Origin of the sequence: Streptomyces olivaceoviridis, assembly GCF_014650115.1 — a bacterium.
In the GTDB taxonomy this organism is placed as follows: domain Bacteria; phylum Actinomycetota; class Actinomycetes; order Streptomycetales; family Streptomycetaceae; genus Streptomyces; species Streptomyces olivaceoviridis.
On sequence record NZ_BMUI01000002.1, the window covers coordinates 217473 to 233713 of the forward strand.

12 protein-coding genes are annotated in these 16241 nt (G+C 73.4%); 5 read left to right on the forward strand and 7 right to left on the reverse strand.

Annotated elements, in window-relative coordinates:
• Nucleotides 1-35: 35 nt before the first annotated feature.
• Nucleotides 36-899 (forward strand): phosphotransferase enzyme family protein, encoded by an 864-nt coding sequence (locus IE273_RS04870; RefSeq protein ID WP_189813885.1) that lies wholly within the window; start codon nucleotides 36-38, stop codon nucleotides 897-899.
• Nucleotides 900-989: 90 nt separating this feature from the next.
• Here IE273_RS04870 and IE273_RS04875 read toward each other — a convergent pair whose 3' ends face one another.
• The 4 genes from IE273_RS04875 to IE273_RS04890 all read right to left on the reverse strand — a co-directional run bounded on the left by IE273_RS04875 (nucleotide 990) and on the right by IE273_RS04890 (nucleotide 5420).
• Nucleotides 990-1715, reverse strand: a complete 726-nt coding sequence (locus IE273_RS04875) for a 3'-5' exonuclease (RefSeq protein WP_189813886.1) — start codon at nucleotides 1713-1715, stop codon at nucleotides 990-992.
• Between the two features lie 136 nt (nucleotides 1716-1851).
• Nucleotides 1852-3090: a DUF5919 domain-containing protein gene (locus tag IE273_RS04880; RefSeq protein ID WP_189813887.1), complete on the reverse strand. Its 1239-nt coding sequence runs from the start codon at nucleotides 3088-3090 to the stop codon at nucleotides 1852-1854.
• Nucleotides 3091-3206: 116 nt separating this feature from the next.
• Nucleotides 3207-4553 (reverse strand): copper amine oxidase, encoded by a 1347-nt coding sequence (locus IE273_RS04885; protein WP_189813888.1) that lies wholly within the window; start codon nucleotides 4551-4553, stop codon nucleotides 3207-3209.
• 54 nt (nucleotides 4554-4607) lie between these two features.
• A complete protein-coding gene (locus IE273_RS04890) occupies nucleotides 4608-5420 on the reverse strand; it encodes a Tat pathway signal sequence domain protein (RefSeq protein WP_189813889.1) in 813 nt (270 codons plus the stop codon).
• Nucleotides 5421-5618: 198 nt separating this feature from the next.
• On the opposite strand from IE273_RS04890, the gene glgX reads away from it, so the two are divergent.
• Both glgX and treY read left to right on the forward strand, forming a co-directional pair.
• Entirely contained in the window at nucleotides 5619-7730 is a 2112-nt protein-coding gene (gene glgX / locus IE273_RS04895) for a glycogen debranching protein GlgX (RefSeq protein ID WP_189813890.1), read from the forward strand.
• A 618-nt stretch (nucleotides 7731-8348) separates the two neighbouring features.
• Nucleotides 8349-10718, forward strand: a complete 2370-nt coding sequence (gene treY, locus IE273_RS04900; RefSeq protein ID WP_189813891.1) for a malto-oligosyltrehalose synthase — start codon at nucleotides 8349-8351, stop codon at nucleotides 10716-10718.
• A gap of 283 nt (nucleotides 10719-11001) precedes the next feature.
• Here the strand turns inward: treY and IE273_RS04905 are convergent, their stop codons facing one another.
• Complete coding sequence (locus tag IE273_RS04905; protein ID WP_189813892.1) at nucleotides 11002-11928, reverse strand: LysR family transcriptional regulator; 927 nt, start codon at nucleotides 11926-11928, stop codon at nucleotides 11002-11004.
• 100 nt (nucleotides 11929-12028) lie between these two features.
• Here IE273_RS04905 and lpdA point away from each other — a divergent pair, with 100 nt between their 5' ends.
• Complete coding sequence (gene lpdA, locus IE273_RS04910; RefSeq protein ID WP_189813893.1) at nucleotides 12029-13474, forward strand: dihydrolipoyl dehydrogenase; 1446 nt, start codon at nucleotides 12029-12031, stop codon at nucleotides 13472-13474.
• 138 nt (nucleotides 13475-13612) lie between these two features.
• Nucleotides 13613-14863: a M14 family zinc carboxypeptidase gene (locus IE273_RS04915; protein WP_189813894.1), complete on the forward strand. Its 1251-nt coding sequence runs from the start codon at nucleotides 13613-13615 to the stop codon at nucleotides 14861-14863.
• Nucleotides 14864-15099: 236 nt separating this feature from the next.
• Here the strand turns inward: IE273_RS04915 and IE273_RS04920 are convergent, their stop codons facing one another.
• Nucleotides 15100-15513 carry an SSI family serine proteinase inhibitor gene (locus IE273_RS04920; RefSeq protein WP_189813895.1) on the reverse strand — a complete coding sequence of 138 codons (414 nt, stop codon included), beginning with the start codon at nucleotides 15511-15513 and terminating at the stop codon, nucleotides 15100-15102.
• Between the two features lie 112 nt (nucleotides 15514-15625).
• Nucleotides 15626-16177: an FHA domain-containing protein gene (locus tag IE273_RS04925; RefSeq protein ID WP_189813896.1), complete on the reverse strand. Its 552-nt coding sequence runs from the start codon at nucleotides 16175-16177 to the stop codon at nucleotides 15626-15628.
• Nucleotides 16178-16241 lie beyond the last annotated feature (64 nt).

Genomic DNA, 16241 nt, shown 5'->3' on the forward strand with positions numbered 1-16241 from the left:
GACACGGCACGGGAAGACGGCACGGAGGCAGGACGATGGACGAGGCACGCGCGCGGGACGTACTGGCCGCGGCGGGAGTGCTGCCGGACCCGGTCCGGGACGCACGGCTCCTGGCCCTCGGTGAGAACGCGGTGTTCGCGGCCGGCGACCTGGTGGTGAAGGTGGGCCGGGACGCGGAGCTGCTGGGGCGGGCCGAGCGCGAGCTGGCCGTCGCCGGCTGGCTGGCCGAGGCGCACGTGCCGGCGGTCCGGGCGGCCGAGCCGAAGCCGCTGCTGGTGGACGGCCATCCGGTGACCGTGTGGCACCGGTTGCCGGATCCCGTACGGCCGGCCGAGCCGCGGGATCTGGCCGTCCTGCTGCGCGGGGTGCACGCACTGCCCTCTCCTCCCTTCGGATTGCCGCCCCGCGATCTGCTGGGCGGTGTGGAACGCTGGCTGCGGCTTGCGGGCGAGGCGATCGACCCTGAGGACGCGGCATTTCTCCGTGCGCGCCGCGACGGCTTCGCCGCGGAGGCGGCGGCGCTGACGCCGCGTCTGACGCCGGGGCCGGTCCACGGGGACGCGCTGCCCCGCAATGTGCACGTCGGACCGGACGGGCCGGTCCTGGTCGACCTGGAGACCTTCTCCGCCGATCTGCGCGAGCACGACCTGGTCGTCATGGCCCTCTCCCGCGACCGGTACGGGCTGCCGGCGGAGGCGTACGACTCCTTCACCGAGGCGTACGGGTGGGATGTGCGGGAGTGGGAGGGCTGCGCGGTCCTGCGGGGCGCCCGGGAGACGGCGAGCTGCGCGTGGGTGGCCCAGCACGCGCCGTCCAACCCGAAGGCGCTGGCCGAGTTCCGGCGCCGGGTGGCGTCGCTGCGGGACGGGGACGCGACGGTGCGGTGGTATCCCTTCTGAGGATGCCCGTCGGACGCTGCCGGGCAAGACGGCTGACCGCGCCACCCGCCACGACGCGCCCGCGGGCCGGAACGGCTGGGGCCAAGGACCCTAGGCGGGCTGGTCCTCGGTCAGCTCCCGCAGCGGCCATGTGCCGTCGACCACCGCGTCCGCCTCCCCCTTGCGCCGCAGGAACGCCTGGAAGTCCGCCGCCCACTGCGCGTACCACTCGATCTGGCGGCGGTGCAGTTCCGCCGGGCCCAGCGACGCTATCTTCGGGTGGCGGTCGGCTATCGCGGACGCGAGCCGTGCCGCGGCGAGGGCGTCGGCGGTGGCGTTGTGGGCCGCGTCGAGGACTATGCCGTACTCGGCGCAGACCGCCTCCAGGTTCCGTTTGCCACGGCGGTAGCGGTCGACCCAGCGGTCGATGGTGTACGGGTCGACGACCGGGGCGGGGTGGGTGCCGCCCAGCCGGTCGGTCAGGGACGGCAGCTCGTACCGCCGCAGTTCCGCCGAGAGCAGCGTGAGGTCGAACGCCGCGTTGTAGGCGACGACCGGAACGCCCGTCTTCCAGTACGACACGAGGACGTCGGCGATGGCGTCGGACACTTGGTCGGCCGGGCGGCCCTCGGCCGTCGCGCGTTCGTTGCTGATGCCGTGCACGGCGACCGCGTCGGCCGGGATCTCCACGCCCGGATCGGCCAGCCATTCCCGGCGCCCCATGGGCTCACCGGCCCTGACCTCGATCACGGCGCCCGTGACGATGCGCGCCTCGCGCGGATCGGTCCCGGTCGTCTCCAGGTCGAAGCCGATCAGCAGCTCCCGGTGCCAGCCCATGGGCGGCCCCCCTTCTTGGTGGTGCTTTCCCCCAGTGGCCTCCACCATCGCACGCGGCACTGACAATCAGACGACAGCGTTCCGCTTCCCGGCCCCGAACCGGCCCGCGCCCGCACCCGCACCCGGCCCCGACCGTTCAGGACACCGGGCGCGAATCCGCCCAAGCCAGCTCGAATTCCTCGCGATAGGTCGGGAAGAGACCGACTTCACCCACATCATCCGACTTGACCAGCCGGCTGCCGTTGCGCAGCACCAGCACCGGCGACTCCATCCCCCGCGCCCCGCGCAGATAGGACTGCACCACGGCGATGCCGTCGGCGCCGTCGCCGTCCACCAGGTAGGCGGTGAAGCGGGGCGTCTCGTCGTACACCTGGATCTCGAACGCGCCCGGGTCGCGCAGCCGGGACCGCACCCGGCGCATGTGCAGGATGTTCATCTCCACCGAGCGGCTCAGTTCGCCCCGCTTCATCCCGAGTTCACGTTCGCGGCGCTTGACCGAGCTGGAGGCGGGGTTGAGGAAGAGCAGCCGTACCCGGCAGCCGCTCTCGGCGAGCCGGACCAGGCGCCGCCCGGAGAAGTTCTGCACCAGCAGGTTGAGGCCGATGCCGATGGCGTCGAGCCGGCGGGCGCCGCCGAAGATGTCCTCGGCCGGGAACTGGCGCAGCAGCCGCACCCGGTCGGCGTGGACGGCGACGACGTCGGCGTACCGGTCGCCGACCAGGTCCTCGACCGCGTCGACGGGCAGCCGGCGCGCCGAGGGGACGTCACCGCCGGCGCCGAGCATCTCCAGCAGCCGGGCGGAGGCCCGCTCGGCCTGGCTGAGGACCGCCTCGGACAGGGCCCGGTTGCGGGAGACGACGTTGCGGGTGACCTCCAGCTCGTCCAGGGCGAGTTCGAGGTCCCGGCGCTCGTCGAAGTACGGCTCGAAGCACGGCCAGTGCTGCACCACCAGCTCGCGCAGCTGGGGCAGGGTGAGGAAGCTGAGCACGTTGTCGTCGGCCGGGTCGAGCAGGTAGCCCTTGCGACGGCTGACTTCGCGGACGGCGACCGCGCGCTGCACCCACTCCTGCCCGGCCGGGCCGGCCGCCGCCACCACCCACTCGTCGCCGTGGACGGGTTCGTAGATGGGCCGCAGCACGGCCGCCACGACCGCGCGCAGCCGCTGTTCGACGAGGTTCAGCCAGATGTAGGCCCGGCCGGCCCGCTGGGCGCGGGTGCGCACCTCGCGCCAGGCGTCGGCGTCCCAGTCCAGCTCCGGACCGATGGAACCCGCGTCCATCGGCCGGGCCAGGGACACCGCGCCGGGCGGGACGTCTGTGGAGTTCCCCTCGTGACCCTCGTCACCAGGAGGCAGCTCCAGCCCTCCCGAGCCCACCCGTGCACCGCCTTCCGCTCCCCCGGGCCTTTCCCGTCTCAACGATCAAGGAAGGGTACTCCGCGAGCGGTCGGCGGTGCAGCCGGATGGACAGGTCGGTTTCCCGACCGCCGTGCTCAACTACGCCATTCCCAGTGTCCGTTCTGCCATGCCAGCTCCTTGGGCGTGAGCGGATTCATAGCCGTGACGTCCCGCGGGGCGATGGAGAAGCCCTGCCAGTGGACCGGCATGGGCTGCTGGTCCTCGTCCCGGGCGATGTGGTGGAAACCGACGTTCACCCAGACCACGGGGTGTGTGAGGGTCTGGCCGCCCACCCACTTGTCGACGGACTTCGGGTGGCCGGTCGCGCACGTCGGGTTGTTGCTGGCGAACAGCTCGCACTTGTCGTACTCGGTGACGTACATGTCGTGCTTGGTGAAGCTGCGGCCCGGGTACTTGGTGGTCGGCCCGGGGACCAGCTCGTACGAACGCGCGTGGCCGTCCTTGTTCTTGCCGGTGGCGCTGACCACCCGCCACCAGCGGTAGGTCTTGTAGTCGCCGGCGAGTTCCTTGCCGACCTTGGTGCGGGTGGTCCTGGCGGTCGGACCCTCCCGCCCGGCGGGGGCGCTGACGGTGGAGTCGTACTGCTCGACCTTCGTCTTCGACGAGCCGTCGAGGCCGAAGTCGAGCCGCCAGAAGACGTTGTGGCTGTGGCTGGTGGCGTAGTCCCGGGCGTTCTTGCCGATGGGCCAGCCGCGTCCGTCCTGGGCGTTGTAGTCGTCGAAGGAGAGGCTGCCGGTCGCGCCGACGTTCATGTTGATCGTGCCGTCGTCCTGGAAGCGCCACTCGGTGATGTACTCGTACCAGCCGACCTGGTTGACCGTGTAGACCAGCAGGTCCTTGCCCTGCTGCTGGTAGGTCTTGCCCGACTGGAAGAGGTCGTGCATCCGGTAGGCGTGGCCGCGGGAACGGGTGGTCGTGCACAGGCCCTTGACGTTCGGGTGGCCCGGGTCGCCGTCCGGGACCTTGACGGTCTTGATGGTGCCGCCGGGGCACTCGCCGGGCGACAGCTCCATCAGCTCCTGGGCGAAGTCCTGGCCCGTCAGGTCGTAGTACTCGTGCTTCCCGTCGTCGTACGGGACGTGGATCTGGCCGAGTCTGGCGCTGTTGAGTACCTTGATCGGCTTGGCCTCGCCCTTGGGCTGGTAGGAGATGTTCTCCAGGACGAGGCCGGCCTTGCTGTCGTAGCGCCAGCACATCCGCCAGGTCGTGCCGGTGGTGAGCTTCTGTTCGATCGTGTAGGCGGTGCTACAGCCAGGGGCCGCCGCGGCGGGCGCGGTCTGCGGCCGGGCCGCGGCCGGACCGGCGAGCGTCGTCGCGCCGGCGGCCAGCGCGGCCAGGGACACTCCGACGGCCGCGGCCTTGCGGGCGGCACGGCCTCGGCCTCGCGGCCGGACCGCACCGGACAGGTGCTTCTCGGGCATGAAGAGGTGACTCCCTTACCGGAGGTACGGGTGTGAAGGTCGGGCGGCGGCCGGTCAGCCGCGGTCGAGGGCGGCGGTCTTGCGGGCGCTCAGGTCGATCACGAGGTCCCTGGTGTCGATCCACGGCCCGTTGCGGACCTTGGAGAACAGCCGCACGCACCGGTGGACGCCGCACTTGTCGAGCACCGCGGGCTGGGCGCCCGGCGAGGCCTCGTAGATCCCGCCGCTCAGCTCCAGTTGGTCCGGCGAGGTGAGTTCCTTGCCCGTGGCGTCCTTGTAGTCCGCCTTGAGACCCGCGCCCAGCGGGTCGGCGATCAGGATCCGGGCGGCCTCGGCGTTCTCGGCGCGGCTCGGCGGCGGCTGGACGCCGCGCTGGGTGCCGGTCTGCTCGACCTTCCCGGTCTTCAGGTTGACGGTCCTGGTGACGAGTGTGTCGTTCCCGTAGTCGTAGAAGGTCACGTCGGCGCGCCGTGGCGCGTCCGGGTCGTCCGCCTCGGCGGCCTCCGGCTCGGCGAGGTCGACGCTCAGCCGCTGCGGTCCGCGGTCGCCGCCGACGTCCCGGGCCGTGGCCGAAAGCCGTCCCGCCGCGGCGATCTTCTCGACCCGCCCCAGCTCGTCGTCGGTGAGCGGGTCACGGCCCGTGCCCTGCTTCCCCTCGGCCGGTGCCTGTTCCACGACACCGGGCGGTGCGGCGTCCGGGTCCTGTCCGGCCTGCCGCGCGGCCCGCGTGCCGCCGCCGGCCCCTCCGGAGTCGTCCGCTCCCGCCGTGCCCGGCAAGGTGACCGCGACCATCGCGGCGGTTCCCGCCGCCGCGAGGGCCGCACCGGTCAGTACTTTGCCCAGATGGCGGTGGACTGTCTCACGCACATTCTCCCCCTACTCCCCCTGGTCCCCGGGAGTACGTATCTGCCCCGCTGGTTCGGCGCACGGCGGGTACCAGAACCGCCGTGCGCACTGGTCACTGGATAAGAGGGCGGACGAGCCACGGGAGGTTGCGTCACTTTCGGACGAGACTCGGGGCCAAGGCGGCCCCCGGCGGACGGCACACCTGGGAGAGTCGTATCCATGCAGGTCTGGCCTGGAGAGGCGTATCCGCTCGGCGCCACCTATGACGGCGCCGGAACCAACTTCGCGGTCTTCACGGAGGCCGCGGACCGAGTAGAGCTGTGTCTGCTGCACGACGACGGCTCGGAGACGGCGGTGGAACTGCGCGAGAGCGACGCGTTCGTGCGGCACGCGTACGTGCCGGGCGTGATGCCGGGACAGCGGTACGGGTTCCGGGTGCACGGCCCGTACGACCCCGGACGCGGGCTGCGCTGCAACTCCGCGAAGCTGCTGCTCGACCCGTACGCGAAGGCGATCAGCGGGTCGGTCCGGTGGGGCGAGGAGGTGTACGGCTACCACTTCGGCGCGCCCGAGAGGCGCAACGACCTGGACTCGGCGCCGCACACCATGACCTCGGTGGTGATCAACCCCTACTTCGACTGGGGTGACGACCGCCCGCCGCGCACCGAGTACCACCACACGGTGATCTACGAGGCCCACGTCAAGGGCCTGACCATGCGTCACCCCGGGCTGCCGGAGGAACTGCGCGGCACCTACGCGGCCCTCGCCCACCCGGCGATCATCGAACACCTGACCAAGCTCGGGGTGACCGCGCTCGAACTGATGCCCGTGCACCAGTTCGTGAACGACCACCGGCTGGTCGACATGGGCTTGAACAACTACTGGGGCTACAACACCATCGGCTTCTTCGCCCCGCACAACGCGTACGCCTCCTGGGGCGACCGCGGCCAGCAGGTGCTGGAGTTCAAGTCGGCGGTCCGGGCACTGCACGAGGCCGGGATCGAGGTCATCCTGGACGTGGTCTACAACCACACCGCCGAGGGCAACCACCTGGGTCCGACGCTGTCCTTCAAGGGCATCGACAACCCGTCGTACTACCGGCTGGCGGAGGACCTGCGCTACTACATGGACACCACGGGCACCGGGAACTCGCTGCTCATGCGGTCCCCGCACGTGCTTCAGCTGATCATGGACTCGCTGCGGTACTGGGTCACCGACATGCACGTCGACGGCTTCCGCTTCGACCTCGCGGCGACCCTCGCCCGGCAGTTCCACGAGGTGGACCGGCTGTCGTCGTTCTTCGACCTGGTGCAGCAGGACCCGGTGGTCTCCCAGGTGAAGCTGATCGCCGAGCCGTGGGACGTGGGCGAGGGCGGCTACCAGGTGGGCAACTTCCCGCCGCTGTGGACCGAGTGGAACGGCAAGTACCGGGACACGGTCCGGGACCTGTGGCGGGGCGAGCCGCGCACGCTCGCCGAGTTCGCCTCCCGGCTGACCGGCTCCTCCGACCTCTACCAGGACGACGGCCGCCGCCCGCTGGCCTCCATCAACTTCGTCACCTGCCACGACGGTTTCACCCTGCACGACCTCGTCTCGTACAACGAGAAGCACAACGCCGCCAACGGCGAGGACAACCGGGACGGCGAGAGCCACAACCGGTCGTGGAACTGCGGCGCGGAGGGCGGGACCGACGACCCGGAGGTGCTGCGGCTGCGCGCGCGGCAGATGCGGAACTTCATCGCCACGCTCATGCTGTCCCAGGGCGTGCCGATGATCAGCCACGGTGACGAGTTCGCGCGCACCCAGGGCGGCAACAACAACGCCTACTGCCAGGACAACGAGCTGTCCTGGGTGGACTGGCCGGAGTCCCTGGAGAGCGATCTGCTGGAGTTCACGCGCGCGATGGTGTGGCTGCGCCGCGACCATCCCGTCCTGCGCCGGCGCCGCTTCTTCCACGGCCGTCCGGTGGAGGGCACCCACGACGAGCTGTCCGACATCGCCTGGTTCACCCCCGAGGGCGGCGAGATGACGCAACGGGACTGGAACTCGGCGCAGGCGTCCGCGCTGACCGTGTTCCTGAACGGCAACGCCATCTCCGAGCCCGGCCCACGCGGCGAGCGCATCACCGACGACTCCTTCCTGCTGATGTTCAACGCCTCCCCCGAGCCGCTGGACTTCCTGGTGCCGGTCGACCACGGCCGCCAGTGGCAGGTGGTCGTCGACACGGCCCGCCCGGAAGGGGTTCCGCCGGGAGCGGGCGGGAAGGTGGCGGCCGGCGACCGCATCACCTTGCCGGACCGCAGCCTGACGGTGCTGCAACGGCCGACGTAGGGAGCCGGGCCGTACGGTTCGCGCGCGTGCGGGAGTCGTTTCCGCGGGCGCGCGGGGCGTCTCGTACGCGCGCGTGGGGGCGGCCTCGTTAGTCGCGCACGCGCGCGTGGGGGCTGTCACGTACGCGCGCGTGTCGACGTACCCGCGCGAGCGAGGGCCGTCTCGTACGCGCGCGTGCCGGGTGCGTCGGACGCACGCGCGCGTGGACGGGTGCGAGGGGTGTTTCGCGTGGGCGGCCGGTGACGACGCCCGGGTGAGGACCTGTCCCCCGGCCCGCGGCGGCCCCGGGTGGGCCAGACGGGTGCCGGCGGCCCCGTGGGCGCGTCGCGGGGAAGGCGCGGCCCCCTGGCCGAGCGCGAGCGCGCCACCGGTCGGCTCTCGTCCGGACGACGAGCGGCGACACTGGCGAAGCGGACGATCGCCGTCGGCAGCCCGGCCCAGGTGGGACGCGCACGGCGGCGGCAGCGGTCCCGTCGGACCGGCCATCCGGCGGTGGGCGTCCCACGGCCGCGCCGCCCCTGCTTCCCGTCGTCCCCAGCGCTAGGAACCGGACACGCGCGCGTGATCCGGGCAGAGGTCGATGACACGAAAGACGGCGAGCGGGGTACGTAGCTTCCCATGACTTCTGCGCGACCCGGACCGGGGGTGCCCACGGCCACCTACCGGCTGCAGCTCCAGCCCGCGTTCCCGTTCGCCGCCGCCGAAGCGGCCGTACCGTACCTGGCGTCGCTCGGCGTCTCGCACCTGCACCTGTCCCCCGTCCTGGAGGCCGTCCCGGGCTCCGCGCACGGTTACGACGTCGTGGACCACACGCGTGTGCGCGCGGAGCTGGGCGGCGAGGAGGGGTTGCGCGCGCTGGCGCGCACGGCGCACGAACACGGCCTCGGCCTGGTGGTGGACATCGTGCCGAACCACATGGCGCTGGCCCCCCGGCACAACCCCGCCCTGTGGGAGGTGCTGCGCGAGGGACCCGACTCGCCCTACGCGCGCTGGTTCGACATCGACTGGGAGGCGCAGGGCGGCCGGGTGCTGCTGCCGGTGCTCGGCGGCCCGGTCGGCTCCGAGTCGGCGCACCTCGTGGTCGACGGTGATGTGCTGCGCTACCACGACCACGCCTTCCCGCTCCGCACCGGCACCGAGCACCTGCCGCTGCCCCGACTGCTGGACGCCCAGTGGTACCGCCCGGTGTGGTGGCGGCTGGCCCGCACGGAGCTGAACTACCGGCGGTTCTTCAGCATCTCGGAGCTGATCGGGGTGCGGGTGGAGGATCCGGAGGTCTTCGACGCCACCCACGGCACGATCCTGCGGCTGCTGGCGGAGGGCGTGTTCGACGGGCTGCGGATCGACCATCCCGACGGGCTCGCCGACCCCGACGGCTACCTCGCGCGGCTGCACGAGGCGACCGGCGGGCGCTGGACGGTCGTGGAGAAGATCCTGGCCGACGGCGAGCACCTGCCGGCCTCCTGGCCCGTCGCGGGCACCACGGGCTACGACGCCCTGCGGCACGTCGACGGCCTGTTCACGGACCGCACCGGGGCGTACGAACTGCTGGGCCGCTACCGGGCCTTCGCGGCCCCGCAGACGGACCGCGGCGGCAACTGGGAGGCCACGGTCCGGCGGGCCGCGTACAAGGTGCTCACGCACGAGCTGGCCACCGAGACGGACCGGCTCACCCGGGTGGCGGCCCGGCTGTGCGCCGCCTCGCCCGACCTCTCGCTGCGCGACCGCGCGCCCTGGGCCCTGCGGACGGCCGTGGAGGAGCTGCTGGTCCGGATGCGGGTCTACCGGCCGTACGCCTCCGGTGACGCGTCCGCCGTGATCACCGAGGGGGCCGCCGAGGAGGCCCGGCTGGCCTTCGTGGTGCCCGAGGAGGCCGAGGCCGTCGGCGTCGTGCGCCGGCTGCTGGTCGAGCCGCCCGGTGACCCGTCGGCGCCGGACCACGCCGACCGGGTGGAGTTCCGGACCCGGTTCGCGCAGACCGCCTCGGCGCTGCGCGCCAAGTCGGTGGAGGACACGGCGTTCTACCGCTATGTGCCGCTGCTGTCGGCGACCGAGGTGGGCGGCGACCCGGGCAGCCCGGGGGTGTCGCCGGAGGAGTTCCACGCGTACTGCGCGCGCGTGCAGCGCGATCGGCCGCTCACCGGCACGGCCGTCTCCACGCACGACACCAAGCGCAGCGCGGACGTGCGCGCCGCGCTGGCCGTGCTCACGGAGTGCCCGGACCGCTGGGCGGAACTGCTCGCCGAGGTGACCCTGCCCGAGGAGGGCGTGCCGGACGGACAACTGGCCTGGGCGGCCTGGCAGACGGTGTTCGGGCTGGGGCCGGCCGAGGAGGAACGGGTCCAGCAGGCGCTGCTGAAGCATGTGCGCGAGGCGGGCATGTACACCAGCTGGACGGAACAGGAACCACCGTACGAGGAGGCGGTGGCGTCCTTCGTCGCCGCCGGGCCGTGCGGGCCGCCCGGCGAGCGCGTGGCGGCGTTCCGGAAGGCGTTGGAGCCGCACGTGCGGGCGAATGTCCTCGGCACCGCGCTGGTCCATCTGACGATGCCGGGGGTGCCGGACGTGTACCAGGGCACGGAGGGCGAGTACCGGGCGCTGGTGGACCCGGACAACCGGCGGCCGGTGGCGTTCCCGCCGGAGGCGCCCGGCGAGAAGGACGCGCTGACGGCGGCGGCACTGCGGCTGCGCGCCCGGCGCCCGGAGGCCTTCGGCGCGGACGCGTCGTACGAGCCGCTGACGGCCGATGGCCCGGCGGCCGACCACTGCCTGGCGTTCGCCCGCTCCGGATCGGTGGTCACGGTGGTGACCCGGCTGTCCCTGCGGCTCGGGGAGGCGGGCGGCTGGCAGGACACCCGTCTCCCGCTCCCGCCGGGCCGCTGGGCGGACGTCCTCGCTCCGGGCCGCGAGTTCACCGGCCGGGCGCCCGTGGCGGAGCTCCTGGACCGACTTCCGGTGGCCCTGCTGGAACGGGTGGCGGAGGACTGAGGGCACCGGGGCCGGCCCAGCGGGGGCGAGGGGGGTGTACGACCGCCCGGCGGGCGGTTGCCCCGGATGGCCGCGCGGCGAGCGGTCGCACGACACACGGCCGCCCGGCCGACGCACGCGCGGCACCCGCACCACAGCCACAGCCACAGCCACAGCCACAGGCCCGACGGTGCCGCGCGGCAGACGAGCGCACCACACGCGACTGCCGAGCCGACGGACGCGCGGCGCCCGGGCCGCGGTCGCCCGGTACACCGCTGTCCGCTGGGCGGCTTCCCGCACGCCGTCACGCCGCGGGCGGCGCGCAGTCCTCGTGCGGGCCGTGGGGGCCCGGGGACGGCCAGGCCGCGCGCAGGAGGTCCACGAAGGCCGCGGCGGCGCCCGTGGGCGGCACGCGCGCGTAGACGGTCAGGGAGCGCTTCCAGGGCGGGTCGGGGGTGAGGACCACGCAGTCCTCGCCGACGGCACCCCGCACGATGTGGGCGGGCGCGGCGCACACCCCGACGCCGGCGGCGGCCATGCGGACGGCCGTCGAGGTGTGCTCGGTCCACACGGCGGTCCGGGGCCGGAACCCGGCGCTCGCGCAGGCCCGGTCCAGGAAGCGTTCGCCGTGCACGACGGGTTCCATGGCGCAGCGGATCCAGGCGTGGTCGGCGAGTTCCGGGAGCGTGACCGTCGTACGCCCCGCGAGCCGGTCGTCGAAGGGCACGACGAGGACGACCTCCTCCTCGCCGACGGGCACGACGGTGCCGGGCCGCCCGGACGGCTCGGGGCCGACGGCGAGGTCGGCGGTGCCCCGCTGCACCGCCTCCTCCAGGGCCTCGGCGGTGGCGTACTCGTGCAGGCGCAGCAGGACCCTGGGGTGAGCCGCGCGCCAGCGGGCGAAGACGTCGGGCAGAGTGCCGACCGCGAGGGAGTGCAGGGCCGCGACATGCAGTTCGCCGCCCTCGGCGCCGACGGTGGCGCGGGCCGCGCGGCGGGCCTGGGCCGCGCTGCGGACGGCGAGTTCGGCGTGGGGCAGGAAGGCGCGGCCCATCGGGGTGAGGCGCACGCCCCGGGGCAGGCGCTCCAGCAGGGCGCCGCCGACCGACTTCTCCAGTGCCTTGATCTGGTGCGAGAGCGCGGGCTGGGTGACGTGCAGGGCGTCCGCCGCGCGCGTGAACGACGCCTCCTGGACGACCGTCACGAAGTACTCCATCTGGCGCAGGCTCACGTCCCCGGCCCCCTCCCCGTCCTCCCATGAAGATCGTGCATGGAGTCCACAAGAACATTGCCTTGGACTCATGACAAGGGGTGGACGGAGGGTGGATGCCATGACCATCGACACAGGCATCAATACACCCGACGTGATCGTCGTCGGCGGCGGCACCGGCGGCTACAGCACCGCCCTGCGCGCGGCCGGCCTGGGGCTGGACGTCACCCTCGTCGAACGCGACAAGGTCGGCGGAACGTGCCTGCACCGGGGTTGCATCCCCAGCAAGGCGATGCTGCACGCCGCCGAGCTGGTCGACGGGATCGCCGAGGCCCGCGAGCGCTGGGGCGTGAAGGCGACCGTGGACTCCGTCGACTGGGGTGCGCTGGTGGCCACGCGCGACGACATCGTGGCGCGCAACCACAAGGGGGTCGAGGCACATCTCGCGCACGCCGGCGTGCGGGTGGTGCGGGGCAGCGCACGGTTGACCGGGGCACGCACGGTACGGGTGGAGAGCGCGGGTACGGAGAGTGCGCCGGGCGTGCAGGACCTCACCGCGCGCCGTGCGCTGGTCCTCGCGACCGGCTCCCGCCCGCGCACGCTCCCGGGGCTCGATCCGGACGGGCGGCGCGTGGTGACGAGCGACGACGCCCTGTTCGCGCCGGGGCTCCCCGCGTCGGTCCTGGTGCTGGGCGGGGGCGCGATCGGGGCGGAGTACGCCTCCTTCCACCGGTCCATGGGCGCCGAGGTCACCCTGGTGGAGGCCGCCGACCGGATCGTGCCGCTGGAGGACGCCGACGTCAGCCGGCATCTGACGCGCGGTCTGAAGAAGCGCGGGATCGATGTGCAGGCGGGCGCGCGGCTGCTGGACGCGGAGCTGCTGGAGAACGGCGTACGCGCGCGTGTGCGCACCGCGCGGGGAGAGACCCGAACGGTGACGGCGGAGCGGCTGCTGGTGGCCGTCGGCCGGGCTCCGGTCACCGAGGGCCTGGGCCTGGACGCGGCCGGGCTGACGACGGACGAGCGGGGGTTCGTCGTACCGGAGGACTGGGGCCGGCTGGAGACGGCCGTGCCGGGCGTCCACGTCGTCGGCGACCTGCTGCCGCCGCCCTCGCTCGGCCTCGCCCACGCCTCGTTCGCGGAAGGCCTGCTGGTGGCCGAGACCGTGGCCGGACTGGAGTCGCCGCCGGTGGACTACGCGGCCGTGCCCCGGGTGACGTACTCCTCGCCGCAGACCGCCTCGGTGGGGCTGAGCGAGGCCGAGGCACGCGCGCGTGGGCACGAGGTCGACGTCGGCACGATGCCGCTGACCGCCGTCGCCAAGGGGATGGTGCACGGCCAGGGCGGCATGGTGAAGGTCGTGGCGGAGGCCGGCGGCGGGCAGGTGCTCGGCGTCCACCTCGTCGGCCCGAACGTGTCGGAGATGATCGCCGAGAGCCAGCTGATCGTGGGCTGGGACGCCGAGCCCTCGGACGTGGCCCGGCATGTGCACGCGCACCCCACCCTGTCGGAGGCGGTGGGCGAGGTGTTCCTGACGCTCGCGGGACGCGGTCTGCACCAGCAGTGAGCCCACGGCACGCGGGGGCCCGGACGGGGGCGGGCCCCCGCGTCCGGGCGCCCCCGGGAGCCTCCCCCGCCGGATGCTTGACAGTTCACCCTTCGCGTGGGGGACTGGGAGGTGCGAAGCCGGGCGGACAAGTCGGGGGTGAGTCCTCTGCCGGAGCTGCGCTATCCCAGCGTTCCCGAACTGGTCGCCGCCGCTCAGGCGCTGGCGGCTCGGGAACCCGGGCTGTGCGCGCTGCGTGAGGTGGGCGTCTCGCGCGCGGGAAGACCCCTGCACCTGCTGTCGGTGGGACACGCCCGCCGTGCGGTGCTCGTGGTGGCGGGCGCGCACGCCAACGAGCCGACGGGCGGCTCCACCCTGCGGGTGCTCGCCGAAAGGGTGCTGGCGGAACGCGAGTTGCGGGCGGACACCTCCTGGCACTTCCTTCTGTGCGCGGACCCCGACGGCGCGAGTCTGCATGTCACCCCGGCGCCGCGCAGCCTGCTCGACTACCACCTCGGCTTCTACCGGCCGACGGGTGCGGAGCAACCGGAGTGGTCGCCGTCGGTGCTGCCGCCGGACCGGCTGCCGCCCGAGACACGGACGCTGACCGGGGTCATAGACGAACTGCGCCCGTACCTCCAGGTGACCTTGCACGGCACCGATCTGGGCGGCAGCTGGGTGCAGTTGACCAAGGACGTGCCGGGCCTCGCCGAGCCGTTCGCCAAGTCCGCGGCGGAACTGCACATCCCGGTGGAGACGGGGGCCTCGGACGCGGCGGGCTGGCCCGCCTCCGGTCCCGGTGTGCATGTGATGCCCGGCCCGGAGACGGGCGTGGCCTACCCGAGCCTGCCGGACGACGCCCGGCACAGCACCTGGTACCACGCGCACCGGTACGGCGGTCTGACGGCCGTGGTGGAGGTGCCGATGTGGGCGAGCGACCTGGTTGACGACCCGGCGCCGCACCCGGCACCGGCGGCGGCCATGCGGCGCCTCGCCACGCGGCTGCTGCGGGACTCCCGGGAGGTCGAGCGGATCCTCGCCGAGGCGCTGCCCCGGCTGGAGGGCGTGGACGGGCCGCTGCTGCGGGCCGCGCAGTGGGCCCTGGAGCTGATCCCGGGCCTCGCGGAGGACTGGACCCACACGTCTCCGGCGGGCACGACGATGGCGTACGTCGGCAGTGTCGACGCGTTCGGACGGCGGCTGCCGCTGCGGGCCGCGGCGATGCTGCTGCGGGTGCTGCGGGAGGCGGACGACCGGGCGGCGCCGCGTCTGGAACAGCTCGTCGCCACCTGGTGCGACGCCTTCGCGGAACGGTTCCGGGCCCGCTGGGTGCCGTTGGAGCACCAGGTGGAGCACCAGTCCCGGACGGTGCTGGTGGCGGCACAGCAGGCCCGCGACCAGGCGGCGTGAGCCGGCGCGCGGAGCGGGCGCGCGAAACCGGGCGCACTGACCGGAGGGGGCGTGAGCCGGGCGCCGCCCGCGCCGACCCCAGGCCGGCCCACGGCACTCCGAGCACCGCCCACGCCTGCCCCGCCCTGGCCCGCACCCGACCCCAGGCACCACCCCGGCGCCGCCCACGCCACCCCAGGCGCCGTCTCACGCCACCCGGGCGCGTCGGCCCGCCCCGCCTGTTCGTAGGCCGCCCGTCAGCCGTCCAGGGCGAACACGGACCCCGTCCGCGCCCGCATCACACACGCGCTGGTGTACGTGTCCTGGAAGTCGACCGACCGCCCGTCCCACCGCCCGCGCGCGTGGACCGTCACCGGGGCGAAGATCATCGGACAGAAGACCTGCTTGGCCGGGATGCGGTCGATGGCACCGCCGGCGGCGGTCAGTTCCGCGCAGGCCTCGGACGCGCGCGCGTGTCCCTGGGGCGGCCCGCACAGCAGCAGCGTGCCGCGGGTGTCGCTGGACCGGGCGTCGCCCTTGGTGACCGTGAGGTAGAGCCAGTTGCCCGAAAACCCGTCACGGGAGGCCGCCTGGGCCGGACCCGCGGTGAGGAGGCCGGCCGCGGTCAGCAGGGCGCCGGCCGCCGCTGCCGCTCTGGTGATGTACGTCATGCCCCGTTGCATCGGCACGGCGGCCCGTCTTCCGCAGTGCGGCTCACCCGATCGGCACCGCACGCGCGCGCGTGGCTGCGCGCCCGTTCGTACAGGACCGGCCGGGCAGGGCTCAGCTCGCCGCGAGCCGGAACGCCATCCTGCCGAAGGCGACCTGGTCGCCCTCGCGGACGACGACCGCCCCGATCACCCGGCGGCCGTTGACGGTGGTGCCGTTGGTCGAGCCCAGGTCCCTCAGGACCCACAGGCCGCCCTGGTGGCGGAGTTCGGCGTGCACGCGGGAGACGGTCTCGTGGTTCAGACGCAGCCCGTTCGCGGGATCGCGGCCGATGCGCAGCGGATGGGTGTGCGCCGGGTGCGGCAGCTGTAGCTTGGGCAGCCGCTCGGCCTGCCAGGCCCGCCGCAGTCGTACCGTGAACCCGGAGACGGCCTCCACCGTGCCGAGGACCGCGCGGGAGAAGCGGTTCTCCCGGGGCAGGTCGGCGACGAGGGCGGCGAGTTCGTCGGAGCGGCGCGCGGTGAGCGCCAGTTCCATCCGGCGCACGAACGTGTCGTGCGAGAGCCGGCCCATGGCGACGCCGTCGCGCAGCACCCGCAGCGCCTGGTCGCGCTCCGCGTCGGACAGTCGCGCGGGATAGGTGGAGAACTCGAAGGACGACGTCACGCTGGTGATTGTCGGGCAGTGAACCCCGGGTGTCCAGAATTCACGGAATCGGTGCCGATCCATG

What these genes read in the sequence shown, in the direction of transcription:
- IE273_RS04920 (WP_189813895.1), bottom strand. Translation starts at nt 15,513, where the DNA reads ATGACGTACATCACCAGAGCGGCAGCGGCGGCCGGCGCCCTGCTGACC.
- IE273_RS04875 (WP_189813886.1), bottom strand. Translation starts at nt 1,715, where the DNA reads ATGGGCTGGCACCGGGAGCTGCTGATCGGCTTCGACCTGGAGACGACC.
- treY (WP_189813891.1), top strand. Translation starts at nt 8,349, where the DNA reads ATGACTTCTGCGCGACCCGGACCGGGGGTGCCCACGGCCACCTACCGG.
- IE273_RS04885 (WP_189813888.1), bottom strand. Translation starts at nt 4,553, where the DNA reads ATGCCCGAGAAGCACCTGTCCGGTGCGGTCCGGCCGCGAGGCCGAGGC.
- IE273_RS04870 (WP_189813885.1), top strand. Translation starts at nt 36, where the DNA reads ATGGACGAGGCACGCGCGCGGGACGTACTGGCCGCGGCGGGAGTGCTG.
- glgX (WP_189813890.1), top strand. Translation starts at nt 5,619, where the DNA reads ATGCAGGTCTGGCCTGGAGAGGCGTATCCGCTCGGCGCCACCTATGAC.
- lpdA (WP_189813893.1), top strand. Translation starts at nt 12,029, where the DNA reads ATGACCATCGACACAGGCATCAATACACCCGACGTGATCGTCGTCGGC.